The sequence below is a fragment of the Arthrobacter ipis genome (assembly GCF_014694315.1).
In the GTDB taxonomy this organism is placed as follows: Bacteria; Actinomycetota; Actinomycetes; order Actinomycetales; family Micrococcaceae; genus Arthrobacter; species Arthrobacter ipis.
Genome location: NZ_JAAOXD010000009.1, coordinates 44,911 through 68,261, shown reverse-complemented (window position 1 = coordinate 68,261; position 23,351 = coordinate 44,911). Strand labels below are relative to the sequence as shown.

Annotated in this window: 17 protein-coding genes; 13 read left to right on the top strand and 4 right to left on the bottom strand. The window is 65.1% G+C overall.

Features of this window, described 5'->3' with window-relative positions; translation table 11 throughout:
- Window positions 1-274: 274 nt before the first annotated feature.
- Window positions 275-955 (bottom strand): GntR family transcriptional regulator, encoded by a 681-nt coding sequence (locus G9E11_RS19020; RefSeq protein ID WP_190608733.1) that lies wholly within the window; start codon window positions 953-955, stop codon window positions 275-277.
- A gap of 116 nt (window positions 956-1,071) precedes the next feature.
- Here G9E11_RS19020 and purU (G9E11_RS19015) point away from each other — a divergent pair, with 116 nt between their 5' ends.
- From purU (G9E11_RS19015) to G9E11_RS18975, 9 genes are all read left to right on the top strand, one after another.
- On the top strand, window positions 1,072-1,986 hold the full coding sequence (gene purU / locus G9E11_RS19015; protein WP_190608731.1) for a formyltetrahydrofolate deformylase: 915 nt from the start codon (window positions 1,072-1,074) through the stop codon (window positions 1,984-1,986).
- Window positions 1,987-2,044: 58 nt separating this feature from the next.
- Window positions 2,045-4,537, top strand: coding sequence for a GcvT family protein (locus G9E11_RS19010; RefSeq protein WP_190608729.1), 2,493 nt, complete (start codon window positions 2,045-2,047; stop codon window positions 4,535-4,537).
- A gap of 110 nt (window positions 4,538-4,647) precedes the next feature.
- Window positions 4,648-5,274 carry a cyclodeaminase/cyclohydrolase family protein gene (locus G9E11_RS19005; protein ID WP_190608727.1) on the top strand — a complete coding sequence of 209 codons (627 nt, stop codon included), beginning with the start codon at window positions 4,648-4,650 and terminating at the stop codon, window positions 5,272-5,274.
- Window positions 5,271-6,149 (top strand): bifunctional 5,10-methylenetetrahydrofolate dehydrogenase/5,10-methenyltetrahydrofolate cyclohydrolase, encoded by an 879-nt coding sequence (locus G9E11_RS19000; protein WP_190608725.1) that lies wholly within the window; start codon window positions 5,271-5,273, stop codon window positions 6,147-6,149. Before G9E11_RS19005 ends, G9E11_RS19000 begins: the two co-directional genes overlap by 4 nt.
- A complete protein-coding gene (locus tag G9E11_RS18995; RefSeq protein WP_194718358.1) occupies window positions 6,146-6,394 on the top strand; it encodes a hypothetical protein in 249 nt (82 codons plus the stop codon). Before G9E11_RS19000 ends, G9E11_RS18995 begins: the two co-directional genes overlap by 4 nt.
- Window positions 6,395-6,439: 45 nt before the next feature.
- The gene (locus G9E11_RS18990) at window positions 6,440-8,806 is read left to right on the top strand and encodes an FdhF/YdeP family oxidoreductase (RefSeq protein WP_190608721.1); all 2,367 of its coding nucleotides are present in this window, start codon (window positions 6,440-6,442) and stop codon (window positions 8,804-8,806) included.
- Between the two features lie 243 nt (window positions 8,807-9,049).
- Window positions 9,050-10,342, top strand: a complete 1,293-nt coding sequence (locus G9E11_RS18985) for a molybdopterin molybdotransferase MoeA (protein WP_190608718.1) — start codon at window positions 9,050-9,052, stop codon at window positions 10,340-10,342.
- Window positions 10,343-10,345: 3 nt separating this feature from the next.
- Window positions 10,346-11,212 carry a formate dehydrogenase accessory sulfurtransferase FdhD gene (fdhD, locus tag G9E11_RS18980; RefSeq protein WP_190608716.1) on the top strand — a complete coding sequence of 289 codons (867 nt, stop codon included), beginning with the start codon at window positions 10,346-10,348 and terminating at the stop codon, window positions 11,210-11,212.
- A gap of 120 nt (window positions 11,213-11,332) precedes the next feature.
- Window positions 11,333-12,142, top strand: coding sequence for an IclR family transcriptional regulator (locus G9E11_RS18975; protein ID WP_190608714.1), 810 nt, complete (start codon window positions 11,333-11,335; stop codon window positions 12,140-12,142).
- A 150-nt stretch (window positions 12,143-12,292) separates the two neighbouring features.
- On the opposite strand, the gene G9E11_RS18970 is transcribed toward G9E11_RS18975, so the two are convergent.
- A complete protein-coding gene (locus G9E11_RS18970; protein WP_190608713.1) occupies window positions 12,293-13,516 on the bottom strand; it encodes an aromatic ring-hydroxylating oxygenase subunit alpha in 1,224 nt (407 codons plus the stop codon).
- Window positions 13,517-13,570: 54 nt separating this feature from the next.
- A complete protein-coding gene (locus G9E11_RS18965; RefSeq protein ID WP_190608711.1) occupies window positions 13,571-14,812 on the bottom strand; it encodes an NAD(P)/FAD-dependent oxidoreductase in 1,242 nt (413 codons plus the stop codon).
- 247 nt (window positions 14,813-15,059) lie between these two features.
- On the opposite strand from G9E11_RS18965, the gene G9E11_RS18960 reads away from it, so the two are divergent.
- The 4 genes from G9E11_RS18960 (at window position 15,060) to G9E11_RS18945 (ending at window position 20,748) form a co-directional block, all read left to right on the top strand.
- The gene (locus G9E11_RS18960) at window positions 15,060-15,410 is read left to right on the top strand and encodes a bifunctional 3-phenylpropionate/cinnamic acid dioxygenase ferredoxin subunit (protein WP_190608710.1); all 351 of its coding nucleotides are present in this window, start codon (window positions 15,060-15,062) and stop codon (window positions 15,408-15,410) included.
- A gap of 36 nt (window positions 15,411-15,446) precedes the next feature.
- Window positions 15,447-16,418 carry a formyltetrahydrofolate deformylase gene (gene purU, locus G9E11_RS18955; protein WP_190608709.1) on the top strand — a complete coding sequence of 324 codons (972 nt, stop codon included), beginning with the start codon at window positions 15,447-15,449 and terminating at the stop codon, window positions 16,416-16,418.
- Window positions 16,419-16,453: 35 nt separating this feature from the next.
- Window positions 16,454-18,961, top strand: a complete 2,508-nt coding sequence (locus G9E11_RS18950; RefSeq protein ID WP_190608708.1) for a GcvT family protein — start codon at window positions 16,454-16,456, stop codon at window positions 18,959-18,961.
- A gap of 488 nt (window positions 18,962-19,449) precedes the next feature.
- Window positions 19,450-20,748, top strand: a complete 1,299-nt coding sequence (locus G9E11_RS18945) for a ligand-binding sensor domain-containing protein (RefSeq protein ID WP_190608707.1) — start codon at window positions 19,450-19,452, stop codon at window positions 20,746-20,748.
- Between the two features lie 82 nt (window positions 20,749-20,830).
- On the opposite strand, the gene G9E11_RS18940 is transcribed toward G9E11_RS18945, so the two are convergent.
- The gene (locus tag G9E11_RS18940) at window positions 20,831-23,191 is read right to left on the bottom strand and encodes an FdhF/YdeP family oxidoreductase (protein WP_190608706.1); all 2,361 of its coding nucleotides are present in this window, start codon (window positions 23,189-23,191) and stop codon (window positions 20,831-20,833) included.
- Between the last annotated feature and the right edge of the window lie 160 nt (window positions 23,192-23,351).

The following is a 23,351-nucleotide window of genomic DNA, read 5'->3' as shown; positions in this document are numbered from 1 at the left end:
GGATCCCGCAAAGGATTCCCGGACCGGCCCGCTGACCGTCTGCCGTTCAAAGTATCTGGCATGGTTAATTCAGGGCCTTAGCTCTCAGTGGCGGGCGCTCGGTTGCGGATGCGGCAGGGCGCAGCTGGCCACAGGGTATTTGCTCTAAGGCTGTCACCCGCCCGGGTAGCGTTGAACCACCAAACCGGGCGGCGCCACCCACCCTTTAGGATGGGCGCGCTTCACGACGGCGAGGCTACGTCCCGCCGTCGTCGTTGCCGGGCAACAACAAGCCCTAGGCTGCGAACAGTGCCGTCCGCACGGCCTTCTCAAAGCCGTCGACGTGAACGCGGGCCAGTTCCGCGGCCTGGGCCTCGTCCCCTTTGATCACCGCTTCAAGCAGGTCGACATGCTCGTGCACATGCCGGGAGAGGTTTGGCAGGCGGTCCAGCACCATGCACCAAATCCGCGTCGCGAGATTGTCGTAGCGGATCAGGACGTCTTCCAGGTGCGGGTTCGCTGCTGCAGCATAAATTCCCTGGTGCACTCTGGCGTCCAGCCGCAACGTCTCCACCACAGATGCGCTGTCCACGTCGAAGGACTCGACCTCCTCCACGATGAGGCGGAGACGCTCACGCACTGCCGCGGTGGACACCCGGGCGGCACGGGCGGCAGCGAGGGGCTCCAGCTGGGCCCTGATTTCCGAGATGAATGCGAGGTCCGTGACCTCCACCCGTGTTGCGAAGGTACCGCGCCGTGGATAAGTCACAACGAGCCGGTCCACTTCAAGGCGCTTAAGCGCTTCCCTGACCGGGGTGCGCCCGATGCCGAGTTCCTTGGCAATCCCCTCGTCGTACAGCGGATCGCCAGGCCGGATCTCCAGGGTCAGCAGACTGTCGCGGATCCGTTCATAGGCCACATCGGCCAGGGACCTCGAACCTCCGGCCTCCGACACCGCCAAAGCTTCAACCGCCACCGCTCCGCCTCTCCTACGGGCCAACATCTATTGACCTCATCCGCACACCAGTATACGCTTTCATACAGCCCTGATATATCAATACGGTGATCAGCCATATATCTAAAGGATGCGACATGACCGTTGTGGACACAGCCACAGAAACCAGGCTGGCTGCGCAGACAGAAGCCTCTAAGGAAACCAAAACCGGTAAGTTCGTACTCACACTGTCGTGTGTCGAACGTGCCGGCATCGTCCAGGCAGTAACCACGTTCCTGTTCGAGCGCGGATTCAACATCGAAGAGCACCAGCAGTTCGACGACGGCCTTCGCCAGACCCTGCACCTGCGCACGGCCTTCTCGGGTGCGACGGAACACGATCTGCAGTCGCTCGAAGAGGAGTTCCGTCCCATCGCGGAACGCTTCGACATGAAGTTCAACGTCCACGACGAGACCAAGCACCGCGTTCTGGTGATGGTGTCGAAGTTCGGGCACTGCCTGAACGACCTGATTTTCCGCTGGCGTGGCGGCAGCCTTGGCGGGGACCTGGCCCTGGTGGTTTCCAACCACGAAACGCACCGGGCAATGGCCGAGGCTGCAGGCCTTCCCTTCATTCACATCCCCGTGACCCCGGAAACCAAGCAGGATGCCGAGCGGCGCCTGCTGGAGCTCGTGGACGAGTACGACATCGACCTCGTGGTCCTGGCCCGGTACATGCAGGTGCTGTCCGATGACCTGTGCCGGTCCCTCGAGGGCAGGGCCATCAACATCCACCACTCGTTCCTGCCGGGGTTCAAGGGCGCGCGCCCCTACCACCAGGCCTACGACCGCGGCGTGAAGCTGGTAGGTGCTACTGCCCACTACGTCACCGCCGCTCTTGATGAGGGCCCGATCATCGAGCAGGAAGTCATCCGCGTGGACCACAGCTTCGGGCCCACCACGCTCTCCACCATCGGTCAGGACGCGGAAGCCCTGGCCCTGTCGCGCGCCGTCCGTTGGCACTGCGAGCACCGCGTGCTGATCGACCAGGCCAGCACCATCGTCTTCCGCTAAAGCAGCAGCCACGTACAGGCCGCGGAAGCCCACTACTTAAATCAGCAGGAGAATCCACATGGCATCGACGCCACGTATTGTCATCATCGGAGCCGGCATCGTCGGCACGAACCTGGCCGACGAACTGGTCGCCCGGGGATGGAACAACATCACTGTCCTGGACCAGGGGCCGCTGAACATGCCGGGGGGCTCCACCTCCCACGCTCCGGGCCTGGTCTTCCAGACCAACCCCTCCAAGACCATGGCGTCATTCGCCAAGTACACCGTGGAAAAGCTGCTGTCCCTGACAGAGGACGGCGTCAGCTGCTTCAACCAAGTGGGCGGCCTGGAAGTCGCCACCACCGAAACCCGACTCGCTGACCTCAAGCGGAAGCTGGGCTATGCAGCCTCCTGGGGGATCGAAGGACGCATTCTTTCCTCCGCCGAGTGCAAGGAGCTCTACCCGCTCCTCAATGACGAAAACATCCTGGGCGGCCTCCACGTCCCAAGCGATGGCCTGGCAAGCGCCGCGCGTGCCGTTCAGCTGCTGATCAAGCGCACCGAGGCCGCAGGCGTCAAGTACCGCGGCTCCACCACCGTCACGGGAATCGAGCAGTCCGGACGGCGCGTCACCGGCGTCGAGACCTCCGAGGGCGTCATCCCGGCCGACATCGTGATCTCGTGCGCCGGCTTCTGGGGCGCGAAGATCGGCGCCATGATCGGCATGGCGGTCCCCCTGCTTCCGCTGGCCCACCAGTACGTAAAGACGACGGCGGTGCCCCAGCTGAGCGGCCGCAACGAACTGCCGAACGGCGCCACGCTGCCGATCCTGCGCCACCAGGACCAGGACCTCTACTACCGCGAACACGGCGACCGCTACGGCATCGGCTCCTATGCCCACCGCCCCATGCCCGTCGACGTCGACACTCTGGGAACCTATGCCCCCGAGACCGTCAGCGACCACAACATGCCTTCCCGCCTGGACTTCACCCTGGAGGACTTCCTGCCAGCCTGGGAGGCCTCGAAGCAGCTTCTTCCCGGACTGGCAGAAAGCGAAATCGAGGACGGCTTCAACGGCATCTTCTCCTTCACGCCCGACGGCGGCCCGCTCCTTGGCGAGTCCAAGGAACTCGACGGCTTCTATGTCGCAGAGGCCGTCTGGGTAACGCACTCCGCAGGCGTTGCCAAGGCGATGGCCGAACTCCTGACCACGGGCAGGTCCGAAACCGACCTGGGCGAGTGTGACATCACCCGCTTCGAGGACGTCCAGCTCACCCCCGAGTACGTCAGCGAGACCTCGCAGCAGAACTTCGTGGAGATTTACGACGTCCTCCACCCGCTCCAGCCCAAGCTCTCCCCGCGCAACCTGCGCGTCAGCCCGTTCCACGCCCGGCACAAGGAACTGGGAGCCTTCTTCCTCGAGTCCGGCGGGTGGGAGCGGCCGTACTGGTTCGAATCAAACGCTGCCCTCCTCAAGGAGATGCCGGCCGAATGGCTGCCGCCGGCCCGGGACGCCTGGTCCAACATGTTCAGCTCCCCCATTGCCGCCGCCGAAGCGTGGAAAACCCGCACCGCCGTCGCCATGTACGACATGACGCCACTGAAGCGGCTGGAAGTGTCAGGTCCCGGAGCCCTGAAACTGCTTCAGGAACTGACGACGGCGGACCTGGACAAGAAGCCCGGGGCAGTCACCTACACGCTCCTGCTGGACCACGCCGGCGGAGTGCGGAGCGACATCACCGTCGCCCGCCTGAGCGAGGACACCTTCCAGCTCGGAGCCAACGGCAACATCGACACCGCCTACTTCACGCGGGCTGCCCGGCACCAGACGCAAAGCGGGTCCGCTACTGACTGGGTCCAGGTCCGCGACACCACCGGCGGCACCTGCTGCATCGGACTCTGGGGTCCCCTGGCCCGCGACCTGGTCAGCAAGGTCAGCGACGATGATTTCACCAACGACGGCCTGAAGTACTTCCGGGCAAAGAGCGTCGTCATCGGCGGGGTCCCGGTCACGGCCATGCGGCTGTCCTATGTGGGCGAACTCGGCTGGGAGCTGTACACCAGCGCGGACAACGGACAGCGGCTGTGGGATGCGCTGTGGCAGGCAGGACAGCCCTTCGGAGTCATCGCGGCCGGGCGGGCGGCGTTCAGCTCGCTACGCCTCGAAAAGGGCTACCGCTCCTGGGGATCGGACATGACCACTGAGCACGACCCCTTCGAAGCAGGCCTCGGATTCGCCGTCAAGATGGCCAAGGAGAGCTTCATCGGCAAGGGCGCACTCGAAGGCCGGACCGAGGAGGGCTCGGCCCGCCGGCTGCGGTGCCTGACCATCGACGACGGCCGGTCCATTGTCCTGGGCAAGGAGCCCGTGTTCTACAAGGAGCAGGCAGTCGGGTACGTGACCAGCGCCGCCTACGCGTACACCGTAGCCAAGCCGATTGCCTACACCTACCTCCCGGCCGCCGTCTCGGTGGGCGATTCCGTCGAGATCGAATACTTCGGACGGCGTATCACGGCCACTGTTTCGGAAGAGCCGCTGTACGACCCGAAAATGACCAGGCTCCGCGGCTAAGCAGCCGCAGGGCCCTGGGGGCACGCAGCCCGGCTCATCCTCGCAACGGGAGCCGGGCTGCGTGCAACCCTCTTTTCCGCTCCAGCCTCTACCAGCCCAGGAATAGACAAATGATCGGTTCAGAAACAATTAATGACTACCTCGGCAGGCTTGCCTCGCGGCAGCCCACCCCTGGTGGCGGCGCGGCCGCCGCGCTCCACGCGGCGCAGGGAGCGGCCCTGGTGGCGATGGTGGCACGATTCAGCACCGGCGCTAAATATGAGCAGCACGCAGAGACAACGTCCAGAATCATTGCCGCCGCCGACGAACTCGTCGGCGAGACACTGGGGCTGGCCGATGCCGATGAAACTGTCTTCAAAGCCGTGATCGCCTCTTACAAGCTGCCCGCAGCCAGCGACCCTGAGCGTGCCGCGCGGGCAGCCGCCATCGACGATGCACTTGGCCAGGCCGCCCAGCCGCCCGCCCGGCTGATCAGGCTGTCAGGTGCCGTCGTGGAACTCGCGGCCGAACTTTTGGATATCGCGAACCCGAACGTCATCAGCGACATTGCCGCAGCAGCCGACGCAGCCAGGGCAGCGGCCACCACTGCCCGCGTCAACATCGACATCAACGTCGTAGCCATCAAGGACGCCCAGGCCCGCGCCACAGTGGCGGAACAAACAGACGGCCTTGAAGAAAAAGTCGTGCTGGCGGCTGACTCGCTCTCACGCCAGGTACGGGAAAGGATCCTCCGATGACGGCATCTGTGCTTTCCGGCAAGCCCCTCGCCAAACTGATCCAGCAAAAGGCCACTGCCCTGGCCGCGGCAGTGGCCGAAGAAGGCTCACGCCCCACCCTCGCCGTCGTGGTCGCGACCGAGGACAGCTCCACGCACTGGTACGTTCGCTCCATAGAGCGCGCCGCGGAAAACGCCGGCATCGGCTGCAGGATCATCGACGTCGGCCACGACGCGACCGAACAGGTGCTCATCGCCGTGCTGAAGGACCTCAGCGCAGAGCCCTCCGTCAATGGCATCATCCTGCAGACCCCCCTGCCCCCCGGCGTCAAAACCCAGGAACTGGTCAAGTACATCGCCCCGGAAAAGGACATCGACGGCGCCAACCCGGTGAGCCTTGGACTTCTCGCCGTAGGGGAACGTGCGTTCGCGCCGGCCACGGCACGCGCCGTTGTTGAAATGCTGGACCACTTCGAGATTCCGGTGGCCGGGCGCAACGTGGTGGTGGTGGGCCGTTCCACCGTGGTCGGCAAGCCGCTGTCCCTGCTGCTGCTGCAGAAGGATGCCACCACTACCGTCTGCCACTCGAAGTCCGGCCCGCTCGGCAAATACACCAAGGATGCCGACGTCGTGGTTGTTGCCGCCGGCCGCACCGGATTGCTCACCGGGACCGATGTTTCGGAACATTCAGTGGTCATCGATGTGGGAACCAACGTGCTCTCCGACGGCTCACTCGCCGGCGACGTCGACGAAGCCAGTGTCCGGCCGGTCGCTGCCGCGCTGACGCCTGTCCCCGGCGGTGTCGGTTCAGTCACCACGGCGCTGCTGCTACTCCACACCTCTGAAGCGGCACGCGAACAGTTCCGCGCAGCCCGGACGCCGGTCCTCACGCGGTGACCGAGGCAGTCATGGCGCGCAGCACCGCGCCTCAGCCCACCAGCACCACGGTCGTGCCGGACTGGAACGCGCTCATGCCAGGCGATTTCGTCACCGTGCTGGAGCAGTACACGGTTCCCCACAGCGGCTGGATCGACGACCTGACCGACGATGGCCGCATCGTCTGGCTGGTTCTGGCCTTCGGGGGCGGCCGTCGCATGTTCTTCCGCGAGGACGGCGACATCATCACGGTCGAAGTTCCCTAGTCAATTCACGCCCTTATTGCCCGGCAAAGATTTAAGGAAGAGCCAATGGCGTCTAAAGCCCCACGCGAGAACATCGACGAGTCAAGGCTGACCGTCAGCAAACCCAAAACCAAGGCCGTGGGCATCCCCGCGGTGGCCAACGCCCTGAAAATCTCGCTGGAGCAGATGGGTCCCCTTCGCAGCGTCCAGACGCTGATGGCCGTCAACCAGATCGACGGTTTTGACTGCATGGGCTGCGCCTGGCCGGAACATGAGAAGCGCAATGCGGCGGAATTCTGCGAGAACGGCGCGAAGGCGGTGGCAGAGGAAGCCACCCGCCGCCGTGTCAGCCCGGAGTTTTTTGCCAGGCATTCCGTCGCCGAGCTGAAGACACGCGATGACTACTGGCTCGGGCAGCAGGGAAGGCTGACCCACCCGATGGTCCTGGATGAGGGTGCAACCCACTACAGGCCCATCGACTGGGACGACGCCCTGGAACTTATCGCCCAGGAACTCAGGGACATGGACCACCCGGACCAGAGCGTTTTCTACACGTCCGGACGGACTTCCAACGAGGCGGCGTTCGTGTACCAGCTGCTCGTCCGCGGTGTGGGTACGAACAACCTCCCGGACTGTTCAAACATGTGCCACGAGTCCTCCGGGTCCGCACTGGTGGAAACCATAGGCATCGGCAAGGGTTCTGTCAGCCTGAAGGATCTGGAGACTGCGTCCCTCATCTTCGTGGCGGGCCAGAACCCGGGCACGAACCACCCGCGCATGCTCAGTGCCCTGGAGAAGGCCAAGAAAAACGGCGCCGCCATCGTCTCCGTCAATCCGCTCCCCGAGGCCGGGCTCCTGCACTTCGAGAACCCGCAGACCATCGCGGGAACGCTGGTGGGCACGCAGCTGACTGATGACTTCCTGCAGATCAGGGCCGGCGGCGACCAGGCCCTCTTCCAGGGCCTCGGAAAATACCTGCTCGACGCAGAACGTGCAGGCAGGAACACCCCGGGCCTGTCCACGGTTTTTGATCACGACTTCATCAGCAACCATACGGTGGGCCTCGAGTCCTACCTTTCGCAGCTGGAAGAGGCGCGGTGGGACGACATCGTCGAGGCGACCGGGCTGACCATGGAACAGATCAACGCCACCGGTGAACGGCTCCTGGCGTCAGGCTCCACCATCGTCTGCTGGGCGATGGGCCTGACACAGCACAAGCACTCGGTGCCCACCCTGCGCGACGTCGTCAACGTGCTGCTGCTGCAGGGCAACATCGGCAAACCGGGAGCGGGCGTCTGCCCGGTCCGCGGACACTCCAATGTCCAGGGCGACCGCACCATGGGCATTTTCGAACGGATGCCCGAGAGCTTCCACGACCGGCTGGACCAGGAATTCCAGTTCCGCTCGCCCCGGGCGCACGGCTACGACACCGTCGCCGCCATCCGGGCAATGCGTGACGGCAAGGTCAGGCTGTTCGTGGGCATGGGCGGGAACTTCGTGCGGGCGGCTCCAGACTCGGATGCCACCGAGAAGGCCCTGGCCAATACCCGGCTGACCGTGCAGATCTCGACGAAACTGAACCATTCGCACCTGTCAACGGGAAAGCGCGCCCTGATCCTCCCAACGCTGGGCCGTACCGAGCGGGACACCCAGCGCTCCGGCGACCAGAGGGTTACTGTCGAGGATTCGATGAGCGCCGTTCATGCATCCCGCGGCCGGCTTAAGCCCGCCAGCGAGCACCTGATGTCCGAGGTGGCCATCGTCTGCAACCTCGCACACAGGGTGTTCACGGACGCCGACGGCCGGCCCCTTCCCAACGCGCCGGTGGCCGACTGGCTCTCGCTCCGGGACGACTACTCGCTGATCAGGAAGCACATCGAGGCTGCCATCGATGGCTTCGAGAATTTCGAGGAGAGGATCCAGCACCCCGGCGGTTTCGTCCTGCCCCACGCGCCACGGGACAACAGGGAATTCAAGACCCCGTCCGGCAAGGCGCACTTCACGTCGAATGCCCTGGAATACCTGTCGGTCCCGGCCGGCCGGCTGATCCTTCAGACCCTGCGTTCCCATGACCAGTACAACACCACGATCTACGGAAAGGACGACCGGTACCGCGGAATCCATGGCGGCCGGCGCGTGGTGCTGGTGAGCGAGGCGGACATTGCCGAGCTGGGCTATGCCGACGGCGACATGGTGGACCTGGTCTCAGAGTTCCGGGGCACAGAGCGCCGTGCGGAGAATTTCCGGATCGTCAGCTACTCGACGCCGAAGGGTTGTGCAGCCGCCTACTACCCGGAAACCAACGTGCTGGTGCCGCTGGACTCCGTCGCCGACACCAGCGGCACCCCGACGTCAAAGTCCGTCGTCGTCCGGCTGGAACCGGCAGGAGTTAAGCCAGGCGAAAATCAGGTGCTTGCAGCCCTTCCGCACTGATATATCTTTACGATATATTTGGAATATCAGGGCGACCGCCAGTGGTGCGGCGCCCCAGCCCGCACCGCCAAGGGCATAGCTGTTCGTTTCCCGTAAACGGTGTTTCGGAGGCCTGAAATACCTGGGGAGGTAAGCGCCGGAGCACCGCTTTCGGGAAACGAACAGCAGCGGCGGGCATGTCCTTAAGGACACCGCCGCCAGGCGGGTCGACAGCCCGGCAACCATCCAACGAGGGGACCACCAGTGGTAGCTCTAGCCCTTCAAACCGTCGGCAGGCCCGGCGAGGATGCCGGGCCGGCCGCTCACGGGGAGCACTCGTGGGAGGAAGCACGCCGCCTGGCTTTCGACTGCGCCAGCCCCCTTGGACCGGAGCGTGTCCCGCTTGCGGAGGCGAACGGCAGAACCCTGGCCACCGACGTCGTCGCGCTGCAGGAGATGCCCCACTACGCCTCGTCCGCCATGGACGGCTGGACGGTGAGCGGTGACGGCCCTTGGACATTGACGGAACCGGGAAAGGCCCTCCGCACCGGAGAGGCCAGTCCTGTGGTCACCGGTGGCGTAATCCCCCCGGGCACGCAGGGGGTCCTGCGGGTGGAGAGCGGTCGGCTTGCAACGGACGCCGGCGGCCGGACCACATTGCTGCTGGGAAACGGGGCCTCCCCCGGCGAACCCCGCCCGGGCCAGCACATCCGCAGGTCGGGCGAGGAAGCGGCAGCCGGCGAGCTGCTGATCCCTGCCGGGACGGCCTTGAACCCTGCGCATATCGCCCTGGCCGCCGTCGCCGGCTTCGACCAGTTGACCGTGCGCGGCAAGCCGCTGGTCAAGATGCTGGTCACCGGCTCAGAGGTGGTCACGGCCAGGATCCCGGAACCGGGACAGGTCAGGGACGCCTTCGGGCCCCAGCTCAGCACAGTCATTCAGATGCTTGGGGGCGTGCCGGGGCCGCTGGTCCGGATCGGGGACTCCTACGAGGAATGGCTCACGGCACTGGGTGCCGCCGAAGCGCCGATGGGGCAGTGGCCCGACGTCGTGGTGACCACCGGGGGCACCGGCCGCTCGGGCGCGGACCATTTCCGGAATGCCGTGGTAGCGCTCGGCGGGCGACTCCTCATCGACGGCATCGCCATGCGGCCCGGCCACCCTGCTGCCCTGGGCAAACTGCCCAACGGCCGGTTCGTCGTCGGGCTTCCCGGCAACCCGCTCGCCGCCCTGATGGCACTCTTCACCGTTGGCGGTCCGTTGCTGGCCGCCCTCGGCCACCAGCCGCTGCCCGGCATCAGCCGGGTGCCGTGCGGCACCGCCATCGACGCCCACCGTGCGTCCACGCGGCTCATGCCGTTCCGCTGGGTCAAGGAGCTGGCGACTCCCGCCCATTACACCGGCCCCGGAATGATGCGCGGACTGGCCTCCGCCGACGGCGTCATGGTGGTTCCGTCCCGCGGCGTTCAGCTGGGTGAGCCGGTTCCGGCATTTGCGCTCCCCTGGCGCCCGGAGCTGCGGCCCCCGCTTCCCGGCAAATTGATCTGGGAGAACTAGGCAATGGCACGCATGACCCAGCGACGGAAGGTCCACCGCTACCTGCTGGACGGTTCCGAGGCCGCCATGGAATACCCCGTGCGGCTGCGCGAAGACGTGCTGGCGGCGGAAGAGCCGCTGGAAATCCGCTTCGGCAACCTGTCCTTTGCCGTGACGATGCGGACCCCCGGCGATGACTTTGATCTCGTTGCCGGTTTTCTCGTCTCGGAGGGCATCATCGCCAGTCAGGCGGATCTGGTTTCGCTGCGCTTCTGCGCCGGCGAGGACGAAACCGGCAGGCAGACCTTCAATGTGGTCGAAGCGCAGTTCCGTCCCGGCTTGGCACTGCCGGACACCGGCAGGCACGTATACACGTCAAGCTCCTGCGGCATCTGCGGCAGCACATCCATCGAGGCCGTCCGCAAGACCCTCACCTATGACGTGCACGGGGACCAGCTGCGCGTGCCGGTGGACGTCATAGCGCGTCTGCCCGAGCAGCTGCGCGAAGCCCAGGCGCTGTTCGACAAGACCGGCGGCGTCCACGCCGCAGGGCTGTTCAAGATCAATGACGGGGGCGAAGCGGAACTGCTTTGCCTCCGCGAGGACGTGGGCCGTCACAATGCCGTGGACAAGGTGATCGGGTGGGCGCTGCGCGAAGGGCTGCTGCCGTTACGCGGAACCGTCCTGCAGGTCTCGGGCAGGGCATCATTTGAGCTCGTTCAGAAGGCTGCCCTCGCCGGCATCCCGGTTCTGGCTGCCGTCAGCGCCCCTTCAAGCCTGGCGGCGGACCTCGCCGCCGACACCGGTGTCACCCTTGTGGGCTTCAGCCGGGGCAAGAGCCTCAACGCGTATGTGGGCCAGGAACGGCTGGTGTTTGCGTCCGGAATGTAGCCGCTGTGTTCAGGGAAAATGAGGGTCGGGGTTCGTGGCAGTCTAGGATCAGAGTTGTGAAGCAGTCGGAATAGCGCAGAGCTGACCGCTGGTCACGGCGACGACATGGGAGCACCTCTGATGGCTGCAAGAGACGAACCAGCGAACGGCAGGGACCCGGACGCCGCAGGCGGAGGCGGCGTCCAGTCCGTAGACCGCGCCCTCCAGATCCTGGAAATCATCGCCAGGGACGGGCACGCAGGGGTCAGTGACATCGCCGACGAAATGGGGGTTCACAAGTCCACGGTTTCGCGGCTGCTCGGCTCGCTGGTGTCCAGGGAGATCGTGCGGCAGAACAATGACCGCGGCAAGTACCAGCTGGGATTCGGCATCCTTCGCCTGGCGAGCTCCATTCCCGGCCGGCTGAGCCTGGTCCACGAGGCGCGTCCCACTTTGGAGAGCCTCGCAGGCCAGTATAAGGAAACCGTCAACCTCGCCGTCCTGCGGTCCGGCTACGCGGTGAACGTCGATCAGGCCATGGGCCCGTCAACGCTGGCTACATCCGACTGGGTGGGCAGCCTCACGCCCCTCCACGCCACTTCCAGCGGCAAAGTACTGCTGGCGGCCCTGCCGGTTGAAGAACGGTCCCGGATCCTCCAGGAGACGGGCCTCCCTGCCCGCACCCCGAGGACCATCACGGACCGGGATACCTTGGAGAACCAGCTCCTCGACGTTGCCCGCGACGGTTATGCCGTTGTTCATGAGGAATTTGAAATCGGCCTAAACGCTGTTGCCGTCCCCGTTTACAACCACTTCGGGACGGTCATCGGAGCCGTCAGCATCTCCGGGCCTGCCTTCCGCTTCGATCCGGAAAATACGTCCGGCCTGATCCAGGGGCTCCAGGAGGCCGGCCTGACCGTCAGCAGAAAGATGGGCTACACACACCGATGACTGCCGACGCTGGTTGAGCCTACCGAAACGACCGCTGGTTGAGCTTGTCGAAACCCGCTTAAGCAGATTGAGCCTGCCGAGATTTCGACAGGCTCAATCAGCGGGGCGTACGCTCAATCAGCGGGGCGCACGCTCAACCAGCGGGACGTTTTAGGTTGCGGGGGTTGATTCTTTGCGCTGCAGGGTTTGGGCCCTTTCCTCCAGCGGCGGGGTGTCCGCGGCGAGGCCCAGCAGGGCTTCTCCGGACAGCGGGACGTCGCCAACCTTTTCCTGGATCCAGTCATGGAAAGCGCCGATGTGGTGTTCGCTGGGGACGAGCACGCCGCCCTTCGCGTAGGACTTGGAAGCCATGCCCGGCTGGCAACGCTCGCACGCGTCGAAGTCCTGCATGTTCACGCGGTGGAACAGCTCAACCGAGGCGGTGACGTCCTTGCCGGACTCCACCACTGAGGGCAGGTACAGCCAGTCGCATTCGACGATCGTGTGGTCTGCGGACATCGGGAACATGCGGTGGATGATCACGTGGTCCGGGACCAGGTTCACGAACACGGTCGGCTTGATCGTGATCGCGTAGTAGCGGCGGTCCTGGTCCTCGGCCACGCCCGGGATCAGGTCCAGACCCTCGGAACCGTCCACAGTGAAGCCCTTGATGTCCTCACCGAACTCCGCACCGTGGCCCACGAAGTACTGGGCGGCCAAACCGTCGGCGAATTCGGGCAGGACCTCGGTCAGCTCCGGGTGGATGGTGGCGCAGTGGTAGCACTCCATGAAGTTCTCAATGATGAGCTTCCAGTTCGCCTTCACGTCATAGCGGATACGGCGACCCACAGACAGGTTCGCGACGTCGTACCCGTCGATAGCGTGCACGTTGCCCAGGCGCTCTTCGATCGCGCCCATAACTTCCTCTTCGAAGGACGGCGGCTCCTCGGCCAGGCAAACCCACACGTAGCCCAGGTATTCACGGATGTGGACCTTGGACAGGCCATACTCATCACGGTCGATGTCCGGCATCTTGGTCAGGTTCGGGGCCGCGATCAGCTTGCCTTCGAAGTCGTAGGTCCAGGCGTGGTAGGGGCACTGGAAGTTGCGGGCAGCTTCGCCTTTTTCCTCCATGCACAGCTTCACGCCGCGGTGCCGGCATACGTTGTAAAACGCCCGGATCTCGCCCTTGCGGGTCCGCGAGATCAGCACGCTTTCCCGGCCCACCTGCACCGTCTGCCACGCCCCAGGCTTGTCCAGGTCCGAGGACCGAATCGCGCAGAACCACATCTGCTCGAAAATACGCTCCTGCTCGGCCCGGAAGATCGCCGGATCCGTGTACAAATGACCGCCCAGCGTCGGGATCAGGCTCGGGGTGGATACCTCAACAGACAATTTGTTCTCCTAACAAAACAACACAAACAACACGACTTACAAGAAGAGTTGGGGCTAAAGCCCCGTGGCGGCACCGGCAAGGGCGGGTTCGCCCGCCGGCGCCAAAACTGTAGGCACGACGGCGGCCGCCGGCTTGGGTGCAGACGGAGCGAGGCTCCTGCGCCACTTGGTGAACAGCCGCGGCTGGTTCATGCCCAAAACCGCGACGGGAACGTCTTCCCGGTAGTACACGGCCAGCAGGCTGTGCTCGGCAGCATCCCCCGCTTCGACGTCAAGGCGGTCGTAGCCGGCTGAGTGGCCGGCAAACTGGATCTTCACGCCGTGCTGGTCCGACCAGAAGTACGGCGGCTTCAGCGGCTGCGCCGGGGCGTCGTCATCGAGCAGCCCCTGCACCGCCAGCGCGGCCCGTTCCAGGGCACCCGTCCAGTGCTCCACGCGGCGGTGCCTGTCCACGGCGGCATCGAACCACGCGGCACAGTCCCCCACCGCCACAATGCCCGGAACACTGGTGCGCCCCATCGCATCACACAGCACACCGCCGTCGACCTCCACCCCGGAACCGGCGAGCCATTCAACGTTCGGCTCCGCGCCGATCCCTACCACCACAACGTCCGCAGCCACGAACGTCCCGTCGCCCAGTCGAAGGCCGGTCACGTTTCCTTCGCCTGCGTAGAAGTCCTCAATAACGGCCGACGAGATGAGCCGGACACCCTTGGCGGTGTGCAGGCCGCCCACCACCGAGCCCATCTCCATGCCCAGCTGGGCGGCGAACGGCACCGGCTTGGTGTCAACGAGGGTGACGTCCATGCCGCGTGAGGCGGCCGAAGAGGCGACCTCGGCACCAACGAAGCCGGCTCCAATGACGGCCATCTTGCTTCCCGCCACCAGTTCCGGTGCCAGGCTTTGCGCATCTGCGAGGGTGCGAAGCGAGAAGACGTTGCTCAGGCCGGCCAGCGCCGGCAACTGGCGGGCCCGTGCGCCGGTGGCGATGACGATGCCATCGGCCTGGACAACCCGGCCGTCAGCCAGGCCGATGGTTTTCGTAGCGGCGTCCAAGGAGACTGCGCGTGCACCCAGCAGCCATTCGGCGTTGAGGTCGTCAGTATCGGTCTCCAGGGAGAGGTCCTCGGCCGTGATGGATCCCAGCAGGAAGTCCTTGGAGAGCGGCGGCCTGTCATATGGGCGGTGCTCTTCATCGCCGATGATGACGAGCCGTCCGGTGAAGCCTTGGGCGCGGGCTGCCCGCGCGGCGGAAAGACCGGCCAGGGAGGCTCCCACGATCGCAAGCGTCTGCATATTTACACCCTCTTTCTATTGCTATTAGCGCAACAACAATCGCTATATGCAACAGCGTGATCCATGCCACGGTGACTGTCAAGAGGTCGGTGACTCATTAAAGCGGGCACGCGTAATTGGACCGATAACCCTTGACAAAACAGTGTGAGCGAAAGCACGCTGTTGCATATTACGACGGCGGTTGATCCATTCGGAACAAGACGCCAGCAACTCCCATATACCTCCCCAAACGAGAGAAGAGGCCCCCATGCACAAGGCATGCCCGCTCAGCGAACTGGCACCAGGGGAAGCCCTGCGCCTGAACACCGCGCCGCCCATCGCGGTCTTCCACACCGAGGAAGGCGAGCTCTTCGCCATTGATGACACCTGCACCCACCAGGACGCCTCGCTCACCGACGGCTGGGTGGAAGGCTGCGAGGTCGAGTGCCCGCTGCACGCCTCAAAGTTCAATCTCCGGACCGGCCAGGTTGATGCACCGCCGGCCAAACTTCCGGTCCGCACGCACGAAGTCACCGTCGTGGACGGCGACATCATGGTCATCGAGTCCGATGAGGCGCCCAACCTTCCCCCCGGGCTGACCGTTAACGGCCACATCTAAGCCGCCCCGCTCTGCCACTACATTTCGGAGAAAATCTTGTCCACAGTCCTTGAAGGCGCGCCCGCGGCCGCTGCCAGTGCCAAAGCCCGTAACCCTGAATTTGTCCTCACCCTGGCCTGCCCCGAACGGCCGGGCATCGTCCGCGCCATCACCACGTTCCTGGCCGACCGCGGCTTCGACATCGTGGAGCACCAGCAGTTCGATGACCACGTCAGCGGCAAGCTCTACCTGCGGACCGCGTTCACCCAGAGCGGCGACGACGGCGCTCAGGGTCCCTTCGCACGGCTCAACCAGCGTGACGGTCTCGACAAGCTCGACCAGCAGGGTCAGCAGACGGCGGAAGGCCTCAGCGCCGAGTTCGCGGCGATCGCTGGCGAGTTCGGCATGGAGTTCAGCATCCACGACGGCCGCCCGCAGCGGTTGCTGGTCATGGTCTCAAAGTTCGGTCACTGCCTGAACGACCTCATCTTCCGGTGGCGGGCGGGAAGCCTGGGTGCGGAGATCGCCGTCGTGGTTTCCAACCACGAGGACCTGCGGCCCATGGCCGAGGCGGCCGGACTGCCCTTCATCCACGTGCCGGTGACGGCCGGCACCAAGTCCGAGGCCGAGGCCCGCCTGCTGGAGCTGGTGGCCGAATACGACGCCGACCTCGTGGTGCTGGCGCGCTACATGCAGGTGCTGTCCAATGACCTGTGCGGCAAGCTGCGCGGACGGGCCATCAACATCCATCACTCATTCCTGCCCGGATTCAAGGGCGCGAAGCCGTACCACCAGGCCTACGACCGCGGGGTGAAAATGGTCGGCGCGACGGCACACTATGTCACCGCGGATCTTGATGAGGGCCCCATCATCGAGCAGGAGGTCCTCCGGGTGGACCATGCCCTTGACCCGGACGCGTTGGTGACGGTGGGCCGCGATGCGGAGACCCAGGCGCTCTCCCGCGCGGTGAAGTGGCACTGCCAGCACCGCGTCCTGCTCAACAAGACCCGCACCGTCGTATTCCGCTAATTTTCCGCTAACGCGAACCAGGAGAACCACACACCATGAGCGCAACACCTCGCGTCGTCATCATCGGCGCCGGCATCGTCGGCACCAACCTCGCAGACGAGCTGGCTAGCCGCGGCTGGGACAACATCACCGTCGTCGAACAGGGCCCGCTGGAACTGGCCGGCGGCTCCACCTCGCACGCCCCCGGCCTGGTGTTCCAGAACAACGGCTCCAAGACCATGACAGAATTTGCCACGTACACGGTCAACAAGCTGCTCTCCCTGAGCAAGGACGGCCAGTCCTGCTTCAACCAGGTGGGCGGCCTGGAGCTGGCAACCACCCCCGAGCGCCTGGCCGACCTCAGGCGCAAGATGGGTGTGATGACCTCCTGGGGCGTCGAAAGCCGGATCGTTGACGCCGATGAATGCGAAAAGATTTATCCGCTGCTGAACACCGGCAAGCTCACCGGCGGCCGTGAGGTCCTGGGGGGCCTGCTCATCCCCACCGATGGCCTGGCCCTGGCTGCCCGTGCCGTGCAGCTGCTGATCCAGCGCTCCCGCGAGCGCGGCGTGACCTTCCTCGGCTCCACCACCGTCACGGGCATCAGCCAGGGGGGCGGCAAAGTCACCGGCGTCGAGACGTCCTCCGGAGTGATTCCTGCCGACATCGTGGTGTCCTGTGCAGGTTTCTGGGGCCGTGAGCTCGGCAAGATGGTGGGCCTGGAGGTGCCGCTGCTGCCGCTGGCCCACCAGTACGTCAAGACCACGCCGCTGCCGGAGCTGAAGGGCGTGAACGAACTGCCCAACGGTGCCCAGAAGCCCATCCTCCGCTACCAGGACCGCGACCTGTACTTCCGCGAGCACGGCGACCGGATCGGCATCGGCAGCTACGCCCACCGCCCGATGCCGGTGGACATGTCCGCCCTGCCGAAGGTGCCGGCGGGGGAGATGTCCGATCACCGGATGCCGTCCCGGCTGGACTTCACCCTGGAGGACTTCGCGCCAGCATGGGAGGACTGCCAGGACCTGCTGCCGGCACTGCACGCCACCCAGATCGAAGACGGCTTCAACGGAATCTTCTCGTTCACACCCGACGGCGGACCTCTGATCGGGGAAGCCCCGGAACTCTCCGGGTTCTTCGTTGCCGAGGCCGTGTGGGTGACGCACTCCGCGGGTGTGGCCAAGGCCGTCGCCGAGCTGCTCATCGAGGGCCGTTCCCGGACCGACCTTCACGGCACCGAGCTCTCCCGCTTCGAGAAGGTCCAGACGTCCGACGAGTACGTCAGCGAGACCTCACAGCAGAACTTCGTGGAGATCTACGACGTCATGCACCCGCTGCAGCCCAAGGAATCCCCGCGGGACGTGCGCGTCAGCCCGTTCAACGTCCGGCAGAAGGAACTCGGCGCATTCTTCCTCGAAGCTTCCGCCTGGGAACGCCCGCACTGGTTCGAGGCCAACCGCCCCCTGCTGGACGAGCTGCCGGCCGAGTGGCAGACCCCCGAGCGGGACGAGTGGGCCGCGATGTTCTCCTCCCCCATTTCGGCGGCCGAAGCCTGGAAGACGCGCACCGCCGTCGCGCTTTACGACATGACGCCGCTGAAGCGGCTCGCCGTCAACGGTCCTGGTGCCCAGGAGCTGCTGCACCGGCTGAGCACTGGCAACATCGCCAAGAAGCCAGGGGCCGTCACGTACTGCCTGCTGCTGGAGCACGACGGCGGCATCCGCAGCGACGTGACCGTCGCCCGGCTCGCGGAGGAAGACTTCCAGCTGGGCGTGAACAGCAACGTGGACTTCGACTACCTGCGCGTGGAGGCCCGGAAGCAGTCGGCGGCTGATCCGGCGAAGTGGGTGCACGTCACCGACATCACGGGCAGCACCTGCTGCATCGGCCTGTGGGGCCCGCTGGCGCGCGAAGTGATCGGCAAGGTCAGCGGGGACGACCTCAGCAATGACGGCCTGAAGTACTTCCGCACCAAGGAAATCTCCGTGGGCGGCATCCCCGTCACGGCCATGCGCCTGTCCTACGTGGGCGAACTCGGCTGGGAGCTGTACACCACCGCCGAATACGGCCTCAAGCTCTGGGACCTGCTCTTCGAGGCAGGCCGGGAGCACGGGATCATCGCCGCCGGCCGCGGCGCCTTCAACAGCCTGCGCCTGGAGAAGGGATACCGCCTGTGGGGCACGGACGTGACCACCGAGCACCACCCGTACCAGTCCGGCCTCGGCTTCTCGGTGGCGAAGGACAAGGAGGGCTACGTGGGCTTCGAGGCCCTGGCGGCCCTGAAGGAGCAGGCTCCGGACAAGGTACTGCGCTGCCTCACGGTCGACGACGGCACATCCATCGTGCTGGGCAAGGAACCCGTATTTGTGGGCGGCGTAGCGTCCGGCTACGTCACCAGCGCCGCGTACGGCTACTCGATCCGCAAGCCGATCGCGTACGCCTGGCTGCCTGCCTCCGTTTCCGAGGGCGATGCCGTGGAGATCGAGTACTTTGGCAGCCGCGTAGCGGCCACGGTTTCCGTCGAGCCGCTGTTCGACCCCGGCATGGAGCGCCTCCGCGGCTGACTCCCGGCCGTCCTGACCCAAATTGAAGAAAGAACGACGGCGACACACCGGCAAGTCCGGAGTGTCGCCGTCGTTCTTGGTTAAGAGAGGGTCAGGCCGGCGGGCAGTTCGCGAGCGCCGGGGACTGGGCCGGCATTCCCTCGGCGTGGGGCTTGGGCTGACAGGGACTGCCGTGGCCGGGGCCGGGTTCCTGGGCGGCCATTTAGCGCTCACCCACGGGACAGCCCGAAGGACAAGGCGTAGTCTTCCCGATCCCGACTGATTGTGGGTCAGTAAACTGATCCCAGCGGCGGAAACCAGCCCACTGATTGACTTTCCAAGGTTTTTGCAACCTTTTCATGCATCCTGAAGCTCCGGACGGACGTTCCGACGGCGTCGCCGCTCGCACAGCAGGCTTTCGGTTGGAACGGGCGCGCACTGACACCGAACGGGGCACCGGACGACCGCGGCGAAGAGGCTTTACTTCCGACATAGAAATGGTGCTGAAGATGAAGAAGAGCGTCCGCTGGATTATCCACCTTGTTGTCTTGTCCGTCGTGGTCACGGGCAGTTTGCTGGGCGTCAACAGTGCCGCGCTGGCGGCTACTGTCGGAACCCCGAGCATCAGCTATTCCGGCGTCAGCAATCCTCCGACGGCGGATAAGCCACAGAGCAAGCTGTGGTGGAATGACGGTTCCTGGTGGGCCAACATGTGGAAGACCGGCAGCGGATGGAGCATTTACCGTCTGAACCGGACCACGCACACCTGGGTAAATACCGGGGTGCGGACCGACCCAAGGGCGAGCACGTCGTCGGACACTCTGTGGGACGGCACCCACTTGTATATAGCTTCCAACGTCGTAACTGCCGGGAAAACTGCCTCCGGACAGCCGGCCAGGTTGTACCGCTACAGCTATGCCGGCGGGAAATACACGCTAAACACTGGTTTCCCTGCCACCATCTCAAACAACAGCAGCGAGTCGCTGACCATCGCCAAGGATTCCACGGGGGTTATCTGGGCCACCTGGACACAGGTGTCCGGCACCAGAAGCACGGTCTACGTCAATAATTCCCTGGCCGGCGGCACGGGCTGGGGGAGGCCCTTTGTAGTTCCGGCAGCCGCGGACCCGAACCCCACCCCCGACGACCTTTCCGCAATTGTCGCTTACGACGGCGACGAAATCGGTATCATGTGGACCGACCAGGCCACGGGGACGGCATGGTGGGCCACGCATGATGACGGAAAAAGTCCGAGAACCGCTGCGTCGTGGAAGGTGAAACAAGCCATCAAGGGAAGCAAGCGGGTGGATGACCACCTGAACATCAAGAGCCTGCAGTCCGATCCCAGCGGCAGGGTATACGCCGTAGTAAAAACAAGTCTCAATGATGGCACTACAGACCCGACGCTTGCCCAGTTGCTGCTGGTGGTGTTCAAACCGGCCACGGGCTCCTTCACCCAGACCACGATTGCCAGGACCGGGGACTGTGTTACCCGCCCGCAGATCATCCTTGACACCGCAAACAACCTGGTACATGCGTTTTACACGGCGCCCTCGACATACGTCCGTGGCTGTGCCTTCTCAGGCACGGCCGGAAGCATCTACGAAAAAACAGCCTCGATGGATAAGCCGGTCTTCGCGTCCGGCCGCGGGAAAGTTGTCATTGAAGATGCAGCGTCACCCCACATGAACAATGTGACCAGCTCCAAGCAGAGCGTGAACTCCCGGACGGGGATCGTCGTCATGGCCAGCAACTCTGTCACCAAACGCTACTGGTTCTCCGACCGCAGTCTCGGCACTGCCCGCTGACGCCGGAAACACGCGAGCAAAACGGCCCCGCTTCCGAATGGAAACGGGGCCGTTCTGCTTGGGACTCCGCAAGTTGGAACTGCTAGCGGGCCGAAGCGGCCTCAATACCTGCCGTTTCGGCAGCCTCCGCCGTGGCAACGCCGCCGGCGTGCGGTTCGAAGCGGACGAACATGGCTTTGAAGCCGGGGGTGTTGGATACCCGGGCGACGTTTTCCTTGTGGACCAGGGCGTTGGCTTCGGGGAAGTACGCCGCGGCGCAGCCCTTGGCCGTCGGGTAGGCCACCAGGCGGAACTTCTCGGCCCGGCGGTCGGTGCCCTGGAAGGTGCTCACCACGTCCACGAGATCGCGGTCCTGGAAGCCCTGCTCGGCGAGGTCCTCCGGGTGCACCAGGATCACGCGGCGGCCGTCGGAGATTCCGCGGTAGCGGTCGTCCAGGCCGTAGAACGTGGTGTTGTACTGGTCGTGGCTGCGGATGGTCTGCAGCACCAGATGCCCGTCCGGCGGCGTGAGGTACTCCAGCGGGCTGACTGTGAAGCGGCCGCGGCCGATGTCCGTCTTGAAGGAGCGTGTGTCCCGCGGCGGGTTGGGCAGCACGAAGCCGTTCTTCGTCCGGACCCTGGCGTTGAAGTCCTCGAACCCCGGCAGGACCCGGGAGATGTGGTCGCGGACCACGTCGTAGTCCTCGGCCATGGCCTTCCAGTCCACCGGGTGGCCAGGGCCGAACGTTGCCTCGGCCATCCGGGCCACGATCACCGGCTCGGCGAGCAGGTGCTCGGACACCGGCTGCAGCCTGCCCTGGGTCGAGTGGACCACGGACATCGAGTCCTCCACGGACAGGAACTGGGCGCCCTTGGGGTGCTTGTCGTCGTTGTCCGTCCGGCCCAGCGTGGGAAGGATCAGCGAGGTCCGGCCGTGCACCACGTGCGACCGGTTGGGCTTGGTGGAGATGTGCACGGTCAGGCCGATCCGCTGCATTCCGGCTTCCAGGGTCTCCGTGTCCGAGCATGCCAGCGAGAAGTTCCCGCCCATGGATACGAACACATCCACCTCGTCGCGCTCGAAGGCCTCCATGGACTCCACAGCGTCGTGGCCGTGGTGCCGTGGGGACTGGATGCCGAATTCCTTGTCGAGGGCCTCCAGCAGCCAGTCCTTCGGCTTTTCCCAGATGCCCATGGTCCGGTCGCCCTGGACGTTGGAGTGGCCGCGCACCGGGCACGCACCGGCGCCGGGCTTGCCGAAGTTGCCCTGCAGCAGCAGGACGTTGACCATTTCCTTGATGGTGTCCACCGAGTGCGGCTGCTGGGTCACGCCCAGTGCCCAGCAGAAGATGCTGGCCTTGGACTTGACCAGCATTCCGGCGACCGTTTCGATCTGCTGCCGGGTCAGGCCGGTGGCCTGCTCCGTTTCCGCCCAGTCGAGGTCCTGACGGGCGTCGACGTACGCGTCGAAGCCGTCGGTCTGCGCCTCGATGAAGGACCGGTCGACGACGGTGCCCGGGTTCTGCTCCTCGGCCTGCAGCAGCAGGTGGCCAAGTGCCTGGAACAGGGCGAGGTCGCCGCCCACCTTGATCTGCAGGTATTCGTCCGCCAGCGGCGTGCCGCCGCCCACCACGCCGGAGATGGTCTGGGGATCCTTGAAGTTGAACAGGCCGGCCTCGGGCAGCGGGTTCACCGCCACCACCTTGCCGCCCTTGTCCTTGCATTCCTTCAGAGCAGACAGCATGCGCGGGTGGTTGGTGCCGGGGTTCTGCCCTACGACGAAGATCAGCTCGGCGTCATGGATGTCCTCCAGCGACACCGTGCCCTTGCCGATGCCGATGGTCGGGTTCAGCGCGGAACCGGAGGACTCGTGGCACATGTTGGAGCAGTCCGGCAGGTTGTTGGTGCCCAGGGAGCGGGCGAACAGCTGGTACATGAACGCGGTCTCGTTGGCCGTGCGGCCCGAGGTGTAGAACACGCACCGGTCCGGCGTGCTGGCACGGATGTGCTCGCCGATCAGCTCGAAGGCATCCGCCCAGGAGATCGGCGAGTAGTGCGTCTCCCCCTCCCGGATGACCACCGGCTCGCTCAGCCGGCCCTGGTTGCCCAGCCAGTACTCCGTCTTCTCAGACAGCTCGGCGATGGAGTGCTTCGCCCAGAACTCCGCCCCCACCGTCCGCAGGGTGTTCTCCTCGGCCACGGCCTTGGCGCCGTTCTCGCAGAACTCGGCGGCCTTGCGCTTCTTGTCCGACTCCGGCCACGCGCAGCCGGGGCAGTCGAACCCGCCGCGCTGGTTGAGCCGCAGCAGCGACTGCGCCGTCCGGGTCACCCCTGCCTGCGCCACGGCGCGCTCCAGCGCCACCATCACGGCCTTGACGCCGGCGGCTTCGGTCTTCGGCTTGTGGACTTCGAGCTTGTCCTCGTTGATGTCCGCGACGGGGGCGGGCTGCTTCCCGAACTTCATTGTTCCAACTTCCTAACCGGCTGCTTTCGTGCCTGTTCTGATCGCCACGAAGGCGCGCCAGGCATTCCTGGCGCGCCTTACGTGTGGCGATCTTGTCTTTTCTTCCTACTGTTTCACCTGCTAGTGCGTCACCTGTTACTGGGACACCTGCTACTGGGCC